Below are 18,388 nucleotides of genomic sequence, written 5' to 3'. Positions count from 1 at the left end.
GCTTACCGCTTGCGTCGTCAGACCGCCCGCTGGCCGATGATCGCGAAGCGCAGCTTGCTCGAGAGGAAGTCGATCGCCGTCACGGCCGCCAGGATCAGCAGGATCAGGAAGGAGACCTGCTGCCATTCCAGCGTCCGGATGGTCTCGGCGAGATAGAGCCCGATGCCGCCGGCGCCGACGATGCCGATGATGGTCGAGGAGCGGGTATTGGATTCGATGTAGTAGAGTACCTGGCTCGCGATCACCGGCAGCACCTGCGGGATCAGGCCGAAGCGGATCTCGTGGAGCTTGCCACCGCCAAGCGAGGTCACACCCTCGACCGGCTTGCGGTCGGCCGATTCGATCGCCTCGGAATAGAGCTTGCCGAAGGCGCCGAGATCGCTGGTCATGATCGCGAGCATCCCGGCGAAGGGACCCAAACCCACGACATTGACCCAGATCAACGCCCAGATCAGCGCATCGACGCCGCGCACAGTGTCGAGCGAGCGGCGGGCGAGGAAATGGACGATCTTGTTGGCGACGACGTTGCGGGCGGCGATAAAGCCTAGCGGGAAGGCCAGGATCGCCGCGAGGATGGTGCCCAGGAAGGCGATCGCGATGGTCTCGAACAACGCCTTGACGAAGAGGGTGGCGCGGGCCAGCGAACCGGGATCGGGCGGCAGCATCAGCACAACGAAGGTGCCGAGATTGCCGAGGCCGGCGATGATCCGCGCCAACGAGACTTCGAGCGTGGTCAGGCCGTAGACGAAAAGCCCGAGCAGCCCGGCGACGACTACCAGCGTCACCAGCCGTGTCCGGAGCGAGCCGTCGATGGCGGTCTTGTGGCGAGCGACGAGCGCGGCGCGGTCGCCGGTCGAGAGAGCGAGCGTCATCGGCCGTGCTCCAGGCTCAGCAGCGCATGGCGCAGGCGCTCGGTTCCGTAGTCGATCAGCATCACGGTGACGATGATCAGCAGCAGGATCGCGCTGATGTCGCTGAAGTAGAATTTGCGGATGGCCTCGATCAGGTCCTGGCCGATGCCGCCGGCCCCGACGAAGCCCATGATAGAGGCGCCGCGCACATTGATCTCGAAGCGCAGCAGCGAATAGCTGGCGAAGTTCGACAGCACCTGCGGCACCACGGCGAAGCGGATGGTCTGCCACCAGCCGGCGCCTGTCGCGGTCAGGCCGTCGACCGGCTTCATGTCGATGTTCTCGACCACTTCCGAGAACAGCTTGCCCATGGCGCCCATGGTGTGGATCGCGATGGCGAGCACGCCGGGCAAGGGCCCGAGCCCGAAGGCGATGACGAAGATCAGCGCGAAGACGATTTCGGGAACAGTGCGGCTGAATTCGAGGAAGCGCTTGGTGGCAAAGCGCAGCCAGCCGGATTTGCCGAGATTGGCAGCGGCGACAAAGCAGAGCAGGAAGCCGCCGACCGCGCCGATGATCGTGCCGGTATAGGCGATCAGGATGGTTTGCCAGAGCAGCTTCAGCCAGCCTTTCCAGCCCCAGTACCATTCGGCGAAATCGGCACCCAAGCTGTTCCAGCGAAGGACGGGCATGGTCTCGAGAATGTATTTCGGGAAGCGCCAGGCGTTCTGCGCGAATTTACCGGGATCGACCTCGGAGCCAATCGCTGCGAGCCAGACACAGGCGGCGAAGATCGCAACGCCGATCAGGGTCTGCCGGCGTTTGGCCGACATCGCCTTTCGGTAGGTCTCGGAATGAGCGCGGATTTTGGGATCGGCGCTATCGAGGGCGAGGGTCATTCGGCTGTTGCCTTGCCGCGTGAGGCGCGGGAAACCCCTCTCCTTTAAGGAGAGGGGCAGGGGAGAGGTGACGGCCCTTGGAGCAGAGTGGCTTAGCGGACAGGGACGCTGCGGTCAGGGCGCAGCCCGAACTTCGAGCGGCCTTCGCCTGACCCTGCCCTCTCCCTCCGGGAGAGGGCTCCCCGTGTTTTACTCTGAGAGGGACGTGCTCCTGACTTACGACGCTTTCTTGCGGCGCAGCGCGTCGACGAACTTGTTGAGTTCGATGATCGGCTCATAGGCCTTGTTGTCGATGGCGACGAGCGGGCCCTGCTTGCCTTCATAGATCTTGTCGAAGGCGACCTTGTCCTGGGTGGCGAGGTTCAGGACCGAGTCGCGGATTTTGGCCTTGAGGTCGGTCGGCATGTCCGTGAGATAGGCCATCGGCGAGTTCACGATCTGCTCGGATTTGTAGATGATCCGGAAATCCTCGGCCTTGACCATGTTCTTGCGGGCCATGCGCAGGAGGTTGGATTCCTGCTCGTCGTTCCACCAGTTGGCGGCGACGTCGACCGTGCCCTGACCGAGCGCGATGACGGCGTTCTCGTGGCTGCCTGTATAGACGACCTTGGAGAAATAGGTCTCCGGGTCGATCTTCATGCCGTCGAGCGCAAAGCGCGGCACGTTGTTGCCCGAGGTCGAGTTAGGATCGACGAGGCCGAGATTCTTGCCCTTCAAATCTTCGATCTTCTGGTAGGGCGAATCCTTCTTCACGTAGAAGACCGAGTAGTAGCCCTTGGTGCCGTCGATATTGGTCTCGATGGCGAAGGCGTCGATCTTGGCGCCGGTCATCAGGGCGCGGGCGAAGGAGGAAGGGCCATACATGCCGATATGGATGTTGCCGGCGCGCTGGCCCTCGATCAAAGCGGCATAGTCGCTGGCGATGCGCAGCGTGACCTTGGTGCCGAGCTCCTTGGCGAGGTAGTTGACGAAGGGGGTGTAGCGCTCGACGACGCCCGAGGCGTTCTCGGCCGGGATGATTGCGAAGACGATCTCGGGATATTTCGCCTTCCAGTCCTGGGCAAGGGCGGGGGCCGCAAGCGATGCGGCGAAGCCGGCAGCGGCAAGCGTGAGGGTATGACGACGGGTCAGCATGGTGTGCTCCTGTTGCAGTCGGTTCGTGTTGTGATCTTCAGGCGTTGGCAGAGGCGATAGTCGACTCAGGCGGCATTCTGCTTGGCGCGCCGGGCTTCTTCGCCGGCGATGACGTCGAGCGCGTCGAGTGCTTCGGCGCCGGCATCCCTGGCCTCGATGCCGTAAAGCGCGGCCGCGACCTCACTGGTCAGCTGATGCGGCGGGCCGTCGAAGACGACCTTGCCGGCGGCCATGCCGATCAGCCGGTCGCAGTATTTCGACGCGATATCGAGGTGATGCAGGTTGCAGACGACGGTGATGCCATCCTCGCGATTGATCCGGAATAGCGCGTCCATCACCACCTGAGTATTGCGCGGGTCGAGCGAGGCGATCGGCTCGTCGGCGAGGATGATCTTGGGCTCCTGCACCAGGGCGCGGGCGATGGCAACGCGCTGCTGCTGGCCGCCCGAGAGCGTCTCGGCGCGCTGGGACAGCAGATGGCCCATGTCGAGCCGCTCCAGCGCGGCGATGGCGCGGATCTTGTCGTCTTGCGAGAAATGCTTGACCAGGGTCAGCATGGCGGAGCGGTGGTTCAGCCGGCCGAGCAGGACATTGGTCAGCACGTCGAGGCGGCCGACAAGGTTGAACTGCTGGAAGATCATCGCCGTGTCGCGGCGCCAGGCGCGCAATGCCGCGCCGTGCAGTCCCGTAACGTCGCGATCCTCCGAAAGGATGCGGCCCGCGCTGGGCTCGGCGAGGCGGTTGATCATGCGCAGCAGCGTCGACTTGCCCGCGCCCGAGCGGCCGATGATGCCGACCATCTCGCCTTTGGGGAGGTCGAGCGTGACATTGTCCACGGCAGCCTTATCGCTGAAGCGCTTGGTCAGGCCTTCGATGCGCAGCATGCCGGGGTTCCGCTCGCCTGCCGGGCGCGACATTGCCCGGCGGCTTGTGGCCGGGCGGGGTCGCGCTCCTGAACAGGATGATCAGCTAGACAGAGCAGATGACAGGGTGGTGACAGGGCCGAGCGGCGTCGACATCCATAGCGATGTCAGGCGCCGCGCAGCAGCATGTCGACGCAGGCGCCGACATAGGCCTTTCGCTGCGCGGCCGGGACCGGCTTGACCCCGAGCAATCCGCGAATCTGGTGGAAGCCCCGCAACATTCCGACGAACTGCTCGGCCATGACCCTGGCCTGCTTCGGGCCGACCGGCTGCTTCAGGCCGTCACCGATTTGTGATCGCTGTGTGAGCAGGGTGGCAAGATCGTCGATCATGCGCAGGGCGCCCGCTTCATAGGCGGCGCGGCCGAGTTCCGGGAACTGCGAGGCGGCGCTGACGATGAGCCGGTGCAAGTCAAGCGAGGCGGGGTTTGTCATCATCGCGAGCGCATCCTCGCCGAGGCGCAGCAGGACGCTGCGAAGGTCGCCATGTCCTGCCGGCTGCTTCAGCGGAATCGTCAGCTTTTCGGTGAGTTCGGCCGAAATCGCGCGAAACAGGGCCTTCTTGTCGGCGAAGTGGCTGTAGATGGTCTGCTTGGAGACGCCGGCGCGATGCGCGATCTGGTCGAGGCTGGCGCGCTCGAAGCCCTCCGCCAGGAACATTTCCGACGCGGCCTTGGTAATCGCGTGGTGCTTGTCGGGACGCGATTTCTCCGCTGGCAAGCGCCTTGCTTGCTCTCCGGTCGCGACCGGGTCCCGGAGTGAGGTTGATTCAGCCATGCTTCCGCCCATATGGTCTCTTATCAAACTGGACCGTCCAGTCCAAGTTAGTCACGCTGCCCCGGAGCGTCCAGTCCTATGAAGCGGTTTGCCCTTCTCCTTCTCGTGGCCGGCCTGGCCGGTGGCGGCTATTATGGCTACCGCCATTTCAGGGCCGGTGCGGAGCCGACACAGGCGCGCGCCGCGACGGCACCGCAGACCACGGGCGTGCCCATCGAGATCGGCAAGATCGAGGTCGCGACCGTCAACGAGGAGGTCGAGGCGCTCGGTACCCTTGCGGCGGATGAATCCGTGGTGATTGCGCCGGAGATCGCGGGTCGCGTCATATCGCTCGGCTTCAAGGAAGGCGAGCGTGTCAAAAAGGGACAGGAGCTGGTCAAGCTCGACACAGCCATCCTCGATGCGGAACTCAAGCAAGCCCAGGCGGATCTGAGCCTGGCGCGCGACACCTTCCAGCGCAACCAGTCGCTGGTCCAGCGCGGCGCGGGCACGCAGGTCGCGCTCGAACAGGCCACGGCCCAGCTCGCCTCCAACGAGGCGCGGGTCCAGCTCTCGCAGGCCAAGCTGGCGCAGTCGACGATCGTGGCGCCTTTCCACGGTGTCGTCGGCCTGCGCTCAGTCGGCGTCGGCGATTATGTCTCCGTCGGCAAGACGCTGATCACCCTGACCAATATCGACCCGATCAAGGTCGATTTCCGCGTGCCCGAAATCTTCCTGTCGCGCGTCAAGGTCGGCCAGCCGATCCAGGTCAAGGTCGACGCCGTGCCGGGCCGCGATTTCGAGGGCAAGATCTTCGCGATCGACCCGGTTGTCGACATCAACGGCCGTGCCATCCGGCTGCGCGCCGCGATCCCCAATGCCGATCTGGTGCTGAAGCCCGGCCTGTTCGGGCGCATCGTCATCGTCGTCGATCAGCGCGAAAACGCCCTGATCGTGCCGGAGACTGCGGTGGTGCCCGACGGTACGGGCAAGATCGTCTACATCGTCGAGAACGGCAAGGCCAAGCGCGTGCCCGTCCAGCTCGGGCGACGCCTGCCCGGCAAAGTCGAGATCGTGAAGGGCCTGACAGCGCAGATGCAGCTCGTTAGCGCCGGCCAGATGCGGCTGCGCGACGGCGCGACGGTCTCGATCAAGAACGCGCCGGCGCCGGTGCAGACCAGCGCGCTGCCGGTCGCGCAGCCATGAGCCTGTTCGAGCTCTTCGTCCGCAGGCCGGTCCTCTCGACCGTTCTGAGCCTGCTCGTCGTCCTGATCGGCATCGTCTCCTATGGCCGGCTGACGGTGCGCGAATACCCTAATATCGACGAGCCGATCGTCTCCGTCCGCACGACCTATGTCGGCGCCAGCGCCGAGATCATCGAGACCCAGGTCACCCAGATCCTGGAGAACTCGATCGCCGGCATCGAGGGCATCGAGATCATCTCCTCGACCAGCCGCCAGGAGAGCAGCAACATCTCCGTGCGCTTCCGGCCAGATGTCGACCCCGACGTCGCGGCGTCGGACGTGCGCGACCGGGTCGGCCGCGTGCGCGGCCGCATGCCGACCGAGATCGACGAGCCTATCATCGCCAAGGTCGAGGCCGACGCGCAGCCGATCATGTATCTGTCGCTGACCAGTTCGCGGCACAACCCGCTCGAGCTGACAGACTTCGCCGACCGTTTCATCACAGACCGCGTCCAGAACATCACCGGCGTCGCCGAAGTCCGCATCCAGGGCGAGCGGCGCTACGCCATGCGGATCTGGCTCGATCGCTCGCGCATGGCGGCCTATGCCATCACCGTGCAGGAGATCGAGGCGGCGCTGCGCTCGCAGAACGTCGAGATCCCCTCGGGCCGGATCGAAAGCAACAACCGCGAATTCACCGTGCTGTCGCAGACCAGCCTGACGACGCCCGAGCAGTTCGGCGAGATCGTGGTCAAGGACGTCACTGGCTTCCCGGTGCGGATGCGCGACATTGGCCGGGTCGAACTCGGCGCGCTCGCTGAGCGCAATGCGGCGTGGTTCTCGGGCAAGCCATCGGTCACGATCGGCATCGTCAAGCAGGCCACGGCGAACCCGCTCGACGTGTCGTCGGGCATCACGGCCGCGCTGCCGGGGATCACCGAGGATCTGCCCGACGGCATGAGCATCGCGACCTCCTACGACACCTCGATATTCATCGATCGCTCGATCAAGGCGGTCTACACCACGATCGCCGAGGCCGTCGTGCTCGTCGTGCTGATCATCTTCCTGTTCCTGCGCTCGCTGCGCGCGACGCTGATTCCGCTCGTCACGATCCCGGTCTCGCTGATCGGCGCGTTCGCGCTGATGTATGCCTTCGGCTTCACCGTGAACACGCTGACGCTGCTCTCGATGGTGCTGGCGATCGGGCTCGTGGTCGACGACGCGATCGTGGTTCTGGAAAACGTCCATCGCCATATCGAGGACGGCATGGAGTCGAATGCGGCGGCGATCCGCGGCATCAAGGAGATCGCCTTCGCGGTCATCGCGATGACACTGACGCTGGTTGCCGTCTATGCGCCGATGGCGTTCTCGACGGGTCGTACCGGCAAGCTTTTCGTCGAATTCGCGCTGACGTTGGCGGGCGCCGTGCTGGTCTCGGGCTTCGTGGCGCTGACGCTGACGCCGATGATGTGCGCCAAGCTGCTCAAGCACGAGAGTTCGCATGGCTGGCTCTACAACCTGCTCGAACGCGGCTTCGATGCGATGTCGCGCGGCTACAAGCGGTCCCTGCGCGCGGCGCTGTCGGTGCGCCCGGTGATCGTCGTGCTGGCGCTCGTGGTCGCCGGCGGCAGCTATTTCTTCTTCACAAGCCTGCGCTCCGAGCTCGCGCCGGTGGAGGATCGGGGCACGGTCACGGCCATCGGTGTCGCGCCGGAGGGGGCGACGTTGGCCTTCACCGCCGATTATGCCCGCCGCGTCGAGGATTTCTTCTCGAAGCTGCCGGAGGTGCAGAACTATCTCGTTATCGTCGGTTTTCCTGATGTGACGCGGGCCATCGCCTTCGCCCGGCTGAAGCCGTGGGAGGAGCGCGGCCGCAAGCAGCAGGACATCGTCGCCGATATCAACAAGGGCCTGTCGCAGATTCCCGGCATCCGGCTGTTCGCGACGAACCCGCCTTCGCTCGGCGGTGGCGGCGCCAATACGAAGCCGGTCGAATTCGTGCTGCGCTCGGCCGAGCCCTACGAGCAGATCAAGGGCTATGTCGACCAAGTCCTGGCCGAGGTCTCGGGCTCGCCGGTGCTGACCAATCTCGAATCGAACCTGATCCTCGACAAGCCGCAGCTGAAGGTCTCGATCGACCGGCAGCGCGCTGCCGATCTTGGCGTCGGCGTCGACGTCATCGGACGCACTATGGAGACGCTGCTGGGTGGACGCCAGGTGACGCGCTTCAATATGAACGGCGAGCAATACGACGTCGTCGTTCAGGTCGAGGGTCAGGATCGCAATACGCCCCAGGCGCTGCAGACGATCTATCTGATGGGCCGCAATGGCGCGGTCGTGCAGCTGTCGAGCCTCGTCAAGATCGAGGAGAACGTCGCGCCCAAGGAGCTGATCCGCTTCAACCAGCTGCGTTCGGCGACGATCACGGCGGTGCCAGCGCCCGGCTATTCGCTTGGCGACGCGCTGGCCGTGCTGGAGCGGGCGGCGGCCAAGGTGCTGCCGACCACGGTGCAGATCGACTATTCCGGCCAGAGCCGCGAATTCAAGCAGTCGGGCTCGTCGATCGCGATCGTCTTCCTGCTGGCGCTGGGCTTCATCTATCTGGTCCTGGCGGCGCAGTTCGAGAGCTTCGTGGATCCGATCGTGATCATGGTCTCGGTGCCGCTGTCGCTGACGGGCGCATTGGCGGCGTTGTGGTTCACCGGCGGCACGATGAACGTCTACAGCCAGATCGGCCTGATCACGCTGGTCGGCCTCATCACCAAGCACGGCATCCTGATCCTCGAATTCACCAACCAGCTGCGTGAAGAGGGCAAGGAGATGGTCGATGCGCTCGTCGAGGCGGCGGAACTGCGCCTGCGCCCGATCCTGATGACGACCGGCGCGATGGTGCTGGGCGCGGTGCCGCTGGCGCTGGCCTCGGGTGCCGGCGCCGAAAGCCGCTCGCAGATCGGCTGGGTCATCGTCGGCGGCATGAGCTTCGGCACGCTGCTGACGCTCTATGTGGTGCCGGTCGCCTACACCTATCTCGCGCGCAAGCAGCGGGTGGTGCAAGGCGAGGCGGCCGCACATCAGGCGCATCCGCAACCGGCGGAGTAAGCGCTGTCGTCATTCCGGGGCTTCGCGAAGCGAAGAGCCCGGAACCCATAACCACGACGTTTCTCGATACAACGACGCCGTTGTCGGCTTTTTTGGGGACGGCCGGTGGTTATGGGTTCCGGGCTCAGGCCTGCGGCCTGCCCCGGAATGACGGGATGGTTCTACTGCAGCCGCACCGAGACGCTCTCGCTCGCGCCCGTTCCGTCGATGACCGAGATCCGGACGAAGCCCTTGCCGCCGGGCTGCCAGGTTGCCTCGCGCCGGCGCGTCGGTTCCAGCACCGGGGCGCCGTCAACCAGCCAGGTGTAGGGCGGCGCGCCGCCTGCGACCTTGAGGTTGAGCTGGCCCCTGCCGTCCATTCCCGAGCCGGCGAGGTCGATCCTTGCGCCCTCGGGCGGGAAGGCGAGCCTGAGCGCAGGCGTTGTCATGGCCGCCACCGTCTTGGGCACGTCCTGACGCAGATGGCGCAGCGGCGGCGGCAGATGCGCCGCATTGGAGACGATCGCGTCCGGTGGCTGCGGGAAGGGGCGCGGATCGATGCCGAGCCGCGCGAAGGCGTCGAACAGGATCGGCGCTGCGACGACGCGCCCGACGAGGCCTGGCACCGCGCCGTTGTCGGCCCGGCCGACCCAGACGCCGATGGTGTGCCTGCGGTCGAAACCGACGGCCCAGGCGTCGCGATAGCCGTAGGAGGTGCCGGTCTTGTAGGCGATGCGGCCGGGCACGGCGTTGAGCGGAGCCGGCGCGCCAAGCAGGGTGTCGGCGACGTACCAGGCCGCGACGGGGTCGACGAGACGGGTTGCATCGGTCTCATTCAATGGAACCACGCCGTCATCCCGGGCGGAGCGCAGCGTAGACCCGGGATCCATTCCGGAACGGTTTAGGCATGGATTCCGGGTCTCCCTGCGGTCGCCCGGAATGACGGCGCGGGGACAATTGCCGTCCCTCACCCTGAGCGCCGTCATCCCGCCGCCCCGCGCCAAGCCGACATAGAGCCGCGTCAGGTCCTGCAGCGTGATCCCCAGTCCGCCGAGCCCCACCGCGAGCCCCGGTGCGCCGCCCTCCTTCGGCATGGCGATGGCCGCACCCGCATCGCGCAGGCGCGACAGGAAGCGCTGCGGACCGACCGCCGAGAGCAGCTCGACCGCCGGCACGTTGAGCGAGAGCTGCAGAGCCCGGCGCGCGCTGACCATGCCCTGGAAGGTCATGTCGAAATTCTCGGGGACATAACTGCCATAGCGCGTCGGCCGGTCTTCCAGCATCGTCTCGGGATGGGCGATGCCGTTGTCGAAGGCGAGCGCGTAGATGAAGGGCTTCAGCGCCGAGCCCGGCGAGCGCAAAGCGCGCGTCAGGTCGAGCGAGCCGGCGCGCTCGGCCGCGAAATAGTCGACGCCGCCGACAGAGGCACGGACCTCGCCGGTCTCGTTGTCGACGGCTAGGATCGCGATCGAGAGCTGGGGGCTAAGGTTCTGGGCGCGCTCGCGGGCGAGATTTTCGAGATTGGCCTGCAGCCGCGCATCGATCGTCAGGCGATGGACGGGGTCGCCGTCCGCCTCCGCCACGACCTGTTCGGCGACATGGGGCGCGAGGTTCGGAAACGGTTTTCGCGTGGTCGGGATCGGCTCCTCGCGTGCGGCGGCGACTTCCGATACGGTTGCGAGTCCGGCCGCCTCGACACGGGCGAGCACGCGCTCGCGGGCCTTGCGCGCCGCCTGCTCGAAGCGGTCCGGCCGGCGCGTCTCGGGCGATTGCGGCAGCGCGACGAGGAGCGCGGCCTCGGCGGTCGAGAGGCGCTTGGGCTCCTTGCCGAAATAGGCGAAGCTCGCGGCGCGGACGCCTTCGAGATTACCGCCGAAGGGCGCGAGCGTGAGGTAATGGTCGAGGATCTGCGTCTTGTCGAAGCGCCGTTCGAGTTCGAGCGCGCGCATCGCCTGGCGCAGCTTGGCCGAAGGCGAGCGCTCCTCGCGCGGCTCCAGCAGGCGCGCGACCTGCATGGTCAGCGTCGATCCGCCCGAGACGATCCGGCCGTTCGCCAGCATCTGGCCTGCGGCGCGCAGCATGCCGAGCGGGTCGATGCCGGAATGGCTGTCGAAGCGCCTGTCCTCATAGGCCTTGAGCATGGCGAGATAGCGCGGATCGACGTCCGCGCTCGTGACGGGAAGCTTCCAGCGGCCGTCCTGCGTCAGGAAGGGGCGCAGCAGTTTGCCCTCGCGGTCGAGCACCACGGTCGAGCGTTCGGATGCGGCGGCGAGGTCGAGCGGCGGGAGGGTGGTGGCGTAGTGGTAGAGGGCGGCGGTGGTTGCAGTGACAATCAGAGCGCCGACGGCGACCGCGACCTTCAGTTTGCGTAAGCGTCGGGCGCGTCCTTCTCCCCTCGGGGGAGAAGGTGGCAGCGCGAAGCGCTGACGGATGAGGGAAAGGACGCGCAAATCCGGCAAGGTTTTGCCTTCCCTCACCCCAGCCCTCTCCCCCAAGGGGAGAGGGGGCTCGGTCGAGGCTCGTCGCTCGGTCATCGCTTCAACGCGCCGACGCCACATCCACCGTCCCGAACGCCGTGCGTCCGAAACGATCCGGCCGGTACATGTCCTCGATCACGGCGGCGGGTGCGACATAACGGCCGGGCGAGACGGCCCGGGCGATATAGGCCACCGTGAAGGCAAGCTTCTGGTTGGAGCCGCCGGTGCGGTCGAAGGCCGCGACATAGCGGTCGTCGCGCGCCTCGGTGTGGACCGGAGAGACCTCCTGCTTGAGCCAGTCGAGGCCTGCGACAGAGGCGCCCTCGGTCAGGTTGGCGTTCTCGATCTCGAGCCCGGCGGGCACGGGGTCGACCAGCAGCAGCCGGCCATAGCGGCTGGCGTTTTCGGTGACCGTGAGCGCGATGACATAACGCTCGTTCTGGCGCAGGCGGGCGGGGTCGGCGCGCTCGCCCTTCATCGTGTAGATCACGCGCTCCAGCCCGAAGCCCTGGTTGAGCGCTGGCTCCGCACCGGTCGGGATGCCCGAGACGGTGATCACCGCTTGCGCCGCGGCCGCGCCCGGATTGGCGACGGTGAGCGACTTCGCCTCCAGCGCCTCGGCGGAGATCGTGCGGTAGAGCGGGCCCTTGCGCTCGGTACCATCGACGACGAGGGACATGCCCTCGGCGTCCTTGGCCAGCGCCTGGGCGGCGACGACCATCCACATCTGCTCCTGCGTCGAGGTGTAGCGCGCGCCCTGGCGGGCATTGTCGACGATGGAGGCGGCGCGGGTGATGTCGGCGCGCTCGCCATTGGCCTCCGCGATCAGGGCGAGCACGCCGGCCCCGTCGCGAAGACGGGTGCCGTAATCGGGCCGCGAGAGCCCGTCGTCGCGGACCTCCTGCAGGCTCGAAAGCGCGCTGGCGAAGGCGGCGCGGCCGCGGCCGCGATCGCCCAGCAGCGAGAGCGCCGCGCCGATCTGCCCGCGTGCGAGAGGCGTCGCGAAATCCCGAAGCTTGTTGTCGGCCAGATAGCGCAAATCGCCCATCACCGGCCGGCCGTTGCGGGCCAGCACATAGAGCGCGTAGGCGATGCCGGCGGCCTCCTCCTTGACGATCTCGCTGGTGTTGACGACCTGGTTGCGCAGGCGGTCGAGCGCGAGGTTGAAGGCGATCTGCGGCACGGCGAACTGGCGCTCGCGGGCGCGCGTCAGGAAGTCGACGACGAAGGCGTCGAGCCAGAGATCGTCGCCGCCGACGCCCCAGAGGCCGAAGGAGCCGTTGCCGCCCTGCCTTGCCAGCACACGCTCGATCGCGCCGTTGACGCGCTCGTCGGCGCTGTCGTCGAGCGCGAGGTTCTCCATAGAGGCGAGCTTGTTGACCGAGAGCAGAGGCAAGGCGCGGCTCACGGTCTGCTCGGTGCAGCCATAGGGATAGCGGTCGAGCGCCTTGAGCAAAGCGGGCACGTCGAGCGAGGCCAGCGGCGAGACCGATACCGAGACCTGCCCGGAATTGGGCACGAGATCGGCCATCAGATCCGAGGAGACCGTGATCGCGCCGCCATTGCCAGGGATCGGCCGCACGATCCGCCGCGCGATCGTCGCCGCCGAGGGTTGGACCCTGACGGCGAGGTTCTGCACCGTACTGAGCCCGCCCGGCCCGCTGATGCGGACATCGAACTCGGCCCGACCGAGGCCCGCCGCCGTGACGGGAATCGTCATCTGGGTCTTGGCGCCTGCCGCGAGCTGGATCGTGCGGCGCGTCGCGTCGGCCGCGACCAGCACCGGCCCGCGCACGTCGAGATCGACGACGTATGCGCCCGCCTGTCCCTCGACATTGTCGATCTGGAGATGGAAGCGCGACTGGTCGCCGATGGCGAGGAAGCGCGGCAGCGTTGCCTGCGCCACCACTTGATCACGCACGATCACCTCGGTGCTGGCCTGTCCGGTGCGGCCGGCCGACCAGGCCACCGCCATGACGCGCAGCGAGCCGTTGAAGGCGGGCATATCGAATTCGATCCGCGCCATGCCGTCGGCGCCGACCTTGACCACGCCGGAATAGCGCGCGACCGGCTCCTGCGTCGGCTTTTCGCCGGCGAGCGCGGGTGCCCCGTCGCCGCCGCTGCGGATCGCGCCGCGCACGCCTTGCATGCCGTCGATCAGATAGCCGTAGAGATCGCGCAGCTCATGGCCGATCTGGCGCTGGCCGAAGAAGAACTGGCTCGGATCGGGGCTCTCGAAACGGGTCAGGTTGAGGATGCCGACATCCACGGCGGCGACCGTGACGAAAGCCTCCTCGCCGGCGCGGGCGCCGGTGACCTTGACCGGCAGCGTCAGCTTGGAGAGCGGGCGCACCAGTGGCGGCGCGCCGAGATCGAGCGCCAGCGTGCGGTTCTCCTTGCCGATCTGGAACCAGCTCAGGCCGATGGCGCGGCCGGGCAGGCGCTGGGCGGCGGTGTCCATCGGGCGATGCGCGAGGACGACGAGATAGGCGCTGGCGCCCCATTCGGCCTTGACGGGAATGCTCGCGGTCGCGCCGCCGCCGGCGATATCGATCGTCCTGATCTCGTTGACGCGGTCGCCGATCACGGCGAGCGTCGCCTTGCCGGCAAAGCGCGGCGCGAGGCGTACCTGCATGGTCTCGCCGTCGGCATAGGAGCCCTTGTCCAGCGAGACGTCGAGCACGTCGGGCGTATCGGCGGTCTTGTCGGCTTCGTATCCGACGGTGAATGAGACCGAGGTCTCGGTCGAATCCGGGCCATCGGCCGCAACATCGAGCCGGTAATTGCCCCATTGCACGGCGGCCGAAATCGTGGCGGGCGCATTGGCGCTCACCGCGACCTCCCCATCGGCGACGCGGCGGGTTTGCTTGATGCCCTCATAGTTCCAGCGGCCGTCCTGGAAGAACCACTGGTAGTTGCGCGTGACCTTGGACAGCGTCCATTTCACGCCTGGCCGCGCCAGCCGGCGGCCGTCGCCATTGGCCATGATGACCTCGAAGCCGGCAGTCTGGCCGTTGCCGATCTCGCCCTCCTTGAACAGCTTCCTGACGCCGATCGCCGCGCCCTTGGGCACGATCGGCAACGTCAAGGAGCGGGCGATGGCGCGCCCGCCCGGCTCACCGACGCGGATGGTGAACTCTGCCTCCAGCGGGCGGTTGGTCTCGGGCTGGGCGACCGGGTTGGAAACGGTGACCTTGCCGGCGGCGTCGGTCTTGGCGCTCTCCTCGAAATCGCTCTGGACCGATTGGAACTCCTCGTCGGTGAGGCCGACCTGATAGCCGGCGAAGCCGGGAATCGCGCTCTGGCCCGCAGCCCGGATGGTCATCGAGCCGGTGACGTCGAGCTCGGAGCCCGGCGCGCCGTAGAGATAGCGTGCGGAAACGTCGATCTCGGCCGGCTGGCCGGCCTGCAGCACCGGCGCCTTGGGCGCGAGCGTCAGCTCCAGCCGCTCCGGCACATAATCCTCGACGAGGAAACTGATCTCGCCGATCGCCGGTCCCTTGGGATCGGCATAGGCCTGGACCCGCCAGGTCCCGGTGGCGGCGCCCGCGATCAGCGGGATCGCATGGGCGCGCCCGCCGGCGCCCTGATCCTCGACCTGGCGGCGGCGATATTCGACGCCGTCGGGTCGCTTGACCGCCAGCGTCAGGGCTAAGCCGGTAACGGCCGCGCCCTTGGCGTCGCGCAGCAGGCTGGTCAGGTAGACGGTCTCGCCGCCGCGATAGACGCCGCGTTCGGTGTAGAGAAACGCGTCCAGCCCCTCGGGCGCGACGCGGCCCTTGACGCCGCGGTCGGAGAGATCGAAGGCTGTCTGTTTGAGGTCGAGGAAGCCGTAATCCTCTCCCAGCAGGGCGGTGACGAGGCCCGGCGCATTGCCGCCCTGGCCCTTGCCCAGCCCTGCGTCGAAGCGGGCATAGCCGTTGGCGTCCGAGCGCACCGTGCCGAGGATCTCGTTGTTGCGCGCGACGAGGCGCAGCTCGGCATTCGCCACCGGCGCGGCATCGGCGAGCGAGCGCACCAGCACATGCACGCCGTCGGGGCCGGAGAAGGAGGTCAGGCCAAGGTCGGAGACGACGAACCATTGCGTGGCGCGGGTCGAGCCGTCGTCGTAATCGCCGCCATCGCCGTCCGAGGCGGACGCCGCGACCTTGCCGCCCGAAGGTTTGGCGAACATCACATAGACGCCGGGCTGCAGCCGCCCGACAGCCTCGATCACCGGGAAGGCGGTGATCACGTCCTTGTTCAGCTCGGACTTCACCTCCATCGAGCCCGTCCAGACGGTCTGGCCCTTGTCGCTGGCGATCTGCTTGGACTGGTATGAACCGAGTTGACCGAGAAAATCGTCGGAATGGACCGAATTGATCAGGTTACGGTCGCCGATCCGCATGACTTCGAGATCGAGCCGTTCGGCATTGACCGAAACGACGGGCACGCCCTGCTGGCCGGTGCGCGGCAGCACGTAGTTCTTGCCGGTGAAGCGAACCGAGGGCGTGCGGTCGCGGACATAGACCTCGTAATCGGCCGATTTCGTCAGCTTCTCGTCGGGGATCGCCGAGGGCACGCCCTGGCGGATGACGAAGGCGTAGCGCTCGCCATGGCGCAAGCCATCGACGCAGATCTGCTTGTCCTCGGCGCTGACGGCGAAATCGCCGCGACCGCCGGAGATGGCGACATAGGGCGCGAAATCGATGCGGCCGCGCGCCAAAGGTTCGGAGAACTGAAAGCAGGCGCGGGGGGAGGCGGCGTCGGTATCGACCTTGTTGCCGGTCAGGCGGAAGCCGCGCATCTCGCGCAGGGTCTCGTAGGCCGTGCGCAGGGAGGCATTGTCGGCCAGATCCAGGCTCAGCCGGTAGGTGGTGAGGGCCGGGCGCCAGAGCTCGTTCTTTTCGAAGGTGCGGGCGAGCACGCCCAGCGATGCGGCCTCCTCGGGCCGAGAGGTGGCGCGGGCATAGGCGAGATAGGCGGCCGTGGTCGCGCGCTCGCGCAGCTCCCAGCGCTCGCGATAATCGCGCGGTTCGATCGCGTTGGCGGCGCTGGCCATCAGGCGCCAGCCGGCGGCGTTGTTGGGCTCCGCTACAACGGCGGCATTGGCCTGAGGCAGGGCGGCGCGGGCATCGCCGCGCGCGAGCGCCGCCGTGCCGTCACGCAGGGCGACCGCGGCGGGCCGGCCCGTCGAGACCTCGCGCTTCAGTCGCTCCTCGAGCCGCTGGCCGTCGGCGGCGAGATCGTTGCGGACATAGGCCTTCTGGGCCAGCGCCGGAGACGCCGCGAGCGCAAGGCCGGTCAACAGCGCGAGACGGGCAAGCAAAGTCATGGCGTTCTCCTCCGGACGGTCCGGTCGCGCGGCAGGCTATCACCGGCGTCCGGCGGTGCAATCCGAAAGGTGGTCGCGGATGACCGGGCGAGCCGTTTCTTCCCTTCTCCTCCTGCGGGAGAAGGTGCCCCGAAGGGGCGGATGAGGGGTCGCACTGCGCTGTCCGTCCCGCTGTGCTTGTTCAAACGATCCACGGAAAGGCCAGTGCGACCCCTCACCCCCCCCTCTCCCGCAAGGGGAGAGGGGGCGCGTGGTGGTTGCGGAGCCAGGCGATCTGACGCTCAATGCGGCGTGTTTGGTTCGGGCCGGGGGATGCGTGATGATTGTCGCGAAGGGATATCGTTTCGGGAGCCTCGCCCGATTGCGGCTGTCGCTGGCCGCTCCGATCCTGATTGCGTTGCTCGCTCCCGCCACGGCGCAGCCCGCGCCAAGTCCCCAGATCGCTGTGGCCCAAGCGAGTTTCGAGAGCCTGCCCGAGGCGGAGCGCAAGGCGATCCAGACCGATTTGATCTGGGTCGGGCTGCTCAATTCGGCGGCGAGCGGTGCCTATGGACCGCTGACCTTCCGGGCCATCAACACGGTGAAGGCCGCCTCACGCGGCGTCCCCGACGGGATGCTGACGCCGGGCGAGCGGCGCGTGCTGGCGCAGCAGGCGCAGGCCGCGCGCGACGCGACGGGCTTCAGACTGATCGTCGACGAGCGCACCGGCGTGCGGATCGGCATCCCCGAGAAGGTGCTGCCCCGGCGCGAGGCGACGCCAACCGGCGGCAGCCGCTGGCAGAGCGGCGACGGCCGGGTCACGCTCGATGCGACGACAAGCCCGCCCGGCGAAAGCCTTGAGGCCCTGTTCGAGAAGGCCACTGCCGTCAACGCCAACGTGCCGGGGCGCAAGATCACCTATAAGCTGCTGCGGCCGGACTTCTTCGTCGTTACCGGCGAGACCGCGACCGGCAAATTCTATCGCCGGCTGGCGGCCGGGCCGCAAGGGCTGCGCGGCTTCTCGATCGGCTACGAGAAGACGCTGTCGGCGGCCGTCGATCCGCTGGTGATCGCGATCGCCAGCAGCTTCGAGCCGTTCCCGACCGGTCCCGCGCCGTCTTCGGCTCCTGCGGCGGTCGCCGCTGCGGCAGCGCCGCCGATCGTTGCTGTCGTGGCGCGGCCGATCGAGCGCTTCGGCGTCGCGCTGGCGCTGTCGGACAAGCTCGCGCTGACCGCGATCGTCGCGATCGAGCCCTGCCGGGGCGTGCGCGTCGGCGGACGCCCGGCGCGGCTGCGCTTCAAGGACGATGCGAGCGGGCTGGCCGTGCTCGATCTCGACGCCGGCACGCCCAACCCGGCCCCGGCACTGCGGGCGGAGGCGCTCGGCGAGCGCGAGAGCGTGGTGCTGGTCGCGTTCGGCGACGATGTCGGCAAGCGCGCAGCCCAGGCCCTGCCGGGACAGAGCGTGCGGGTCACGACGGGCTCTGCCGTGTTCGCGCCGCTGCAGCCGGGCCAGGCCGGCAGCCCGGTCTTCGACCGGCAGGGGCGGCTTGCCGGCCTCGTTACCGCCAATCCGTCCGACAAGGTTCTGGTCGCCGGCATCGCGCCGCAGCGGTCCTATACGATCGCCGATACGACCGCGCTGCAGGCTGTGCTTGCGAAGGCGGGCGCGACGCCCGGCAGTGCCACGACCGGGCCAGATCTCAGCACCGGCGCCGTGATCGACAGGGTCGGCAAGGCCGTGCTGCCCGTCTCCTGCGGCCTGTAGAACGAGCCCGAAGGGGAGTTGTCTGG

The 18,388-nt window shown here is 67.4% G+C and carries 10 protein-coding genes; 3 read left to right on the top strand and 7 right to left on the bottom strand.

Translation table 11 applies throughout. The annotated features are described in order from the left end of the window. Positions 1–17: 17 nt before the first annotated feature. The 5 genes from phnE (AXW83_RS14430) to AXW83_RS14410 all read right to left on the bottom strand — a co-directional run bounded on the left by phnE (AXW83_RS14430) (position 18) and on the right by AXW83_RS14410 (position 4,526). Complete coding sequence (gene phnE / locus AXW83_RS14430) at positions 18–872, bottom strand: phosphonate ABC transporter, permease protein PhnE (protein WP_066614598.1); 855 nt, start codon at positions 870–872, stop codon at positions 18–20. Beyond that, positions 869–1,750 (bottom strand): phosphonate ABC transporter, permease protein PhnE, encoded by an 882-nt coding sequence (phnE, locus tag AXW83_RS14425; RefSeq protein WP_066614597.1) that lies wholly within the window; start codon positions 1,748–1,750, stop codon positions 869–871. The genes phnE (AXW83_RS14430) and phnE (AXW83_RS14425) overlap by 4 nt, the downstream gene beginning before the upstream one ends. Positions 1,751–1,966: 216 nt before the next feature. Then, complete coding sequence (phnD, locus tag AXW83_RS14420; RefSeq protein ID WP_066614595.1) at positions 1,967–2,884, bottom strand: phosphonate ABC transporter substrate-binding protein; 918 nt, start codon at positions 2,882–2,884, stop codon at positions 1,967–1,969. Between the two features lie 65 nt (positions 2,885–2,949). After that, positions 2,950–3,768, bottom strand: a complete 819-nt coding sequence (gene phnC / locus AXW83_RS14415) for a phosphonate ABC transporter ATP-binding protein (protein ID WP_066620526.1) — start codon at positions 3,766–3,768, stop codon at positions 2,950–2,952. Positions 3,769–3,914: 146 nt separating this feature from the next. Next, positions 3,915–4,526: a TetR/AcrR family transcriptional regulator gene (locus AXW83_RS14410; RefSeq protein ID WP_066614593.1), complete on the bottom strand. Its 612-nt coding sequence runs from the start codon at positions 4,524–4,526 to the stop codon at positions 3,915–3,917. A 135-nt stretch (positions 4,527–4,661) separates the two neighbouring features. Here AXW83_RS14410 and AXW83_RS14405 point away from each other — a divergent pair, with 135 nt between their 5' ends. After that, a complete protein-coding gene (locus AXW83_RS14405) occupies positions 4,662–5,768 on the top strand; it encodes an efflux RND transporter periplasmic adaptor subunit (RefSeq protein WP_066614590.1) in 1,107 nt (368 codons plus the stop codon). Next, positions 5,765–8,845 (top strand): efflux RND transporter permease subunit, encoded by a 3,081-nt coding sequence (locus AXW83_RS14400; RefSeq protein WP_066614588.1) that lies wholly within the window; start codon positions 5,765–5,767, stop codon positions 8,843–8,845. The genes AXW83_RS14405 and AXW83_RS14400 overlap by 4 nt, the downstream gene beginning before the upstream one ends. 161 nt (positions 8,846–9,006) lie before the next feature. On the opposite strand, the gene pbpC is transcribed toward AXW83_RS14400, so the two are convergent. Both pbpC and AXW83_RS14390 read right to left on the bottom strand, forming a co-directional pair. Further along, the gene (pbpC, locus tag AXW83_RS14395) at positions 9,007–11,301 is read right to left on the bottom strand and encodes a penicillin-binding protein 1C (RefSeq protein WP_442855191.1); all 2,295 of its coding nucleotides are present in this window, start codon (positions 11,299–11,301) and stop codon (positions 9,007–9,009) included. Between the two features lie 61 nt (positions 11,302–11,362). Then, on the bottom strand, positions 11,363–16,615 hold the full coding sequence (locus AXW83_RS14390; protein ID WP_066614586.1) for an alpha-2-macroglobulin family protein: 5,253 nt from the start codon (positions 16,613–16,615) through the stop codon (positions 11,363–11,365). A 319-nt stretch (positions 16,616–16,934) separates the two neighbouring features. Here AXW83_RS14390 and AXW83_RS14385 point away from each other — a divergent pair, with 319 nt between their 5' ends. Beyond that, positions 16,935–18,362 carry a serine protease family protein gene (locus tag AXW83_RS14385; protein ID WP_066614584.1) on the top strand — a complete coding sequence of 476 codons (1,428 nt, stop codon included), beginning with the start codon at positions 16,935–16,937 and terminating at the stop codon, positions 18,360–18,362. Positions 18,363–18,388: the final 26 nt, after the last annotated feature.

Origin of the sequence: Bosea sp. PAMC 26642, assembly GCF_001562255.1 — a bacterium.
GTDB lineage: Bacteria > Pseudomonadota > Alphaproteobacteria > Rhizobiales > Beijerinckiaceae > Allobosea.
The sequence above is the reverse complement of the archived record's forward strand: the minus strand, read 5'-3'. Positions and strand labels throughout refer to the sequence as shown.

Bases quoted from the DNA above. Each gene is read 5' to 3' on its own strand.
- phnE (WP_066614598.1), bottom strand. From the start codon at position 872: ATGACGCTCGCTCTCTCGACCGGCGACCGCGCCGCGCTCGTCGCTCGC.
- phnE (WP_066614597.1), bottom strand. From the start codon at position 1,750: ATGACCCTCGCCCTCGATAGCGCCGATCCCAAAATCCGCGCTCATTCC.
- phnD (WP_066614595.1), bottom strand. From the start codon at position 2,884: ATGCTGACCCGTCGTCATACCCTCACGCTTGCCGCTGCCGGCTTCGCC.
- phnC (WP_066620526.1), bottom strand. From the start codon at position 3,768: ATGCTGCGCATCGAAGGCCTGACCAAGCGCTTCAGCGATAAGGCTGCC.
- AXW83_RS14405 (WP_066614590.1), top strand. From the start codon at position 4,662: ATGAAGCGGTTTGCCCTTCTCCTTCTCGTGGCCGGCCTGGCCGGTGGC.
- AXW83_RS14400 (WP_066614588.1), top strand. From the start codon at position 5,765: ATGAGCCTGTTCGAGCTCTTCGTCCGCAGGCCGGTCCTCTCGACCGTT.
- AXW83_RS14390 (WP_066614586.1), bottom strand. From the start codon at position 16,615: ATGACTTTGCTTGCCCGTCTCGCGCTGTTGACCGGCCTTGCGCTCGCG.
- AXW83_RS14385 (WP_066614584.1), top strand. From the start codon at position 16,935: ATGATTGTCGCGAAGGGATATCGTTTCGGGAGCCTCGCCCGATTGCGG.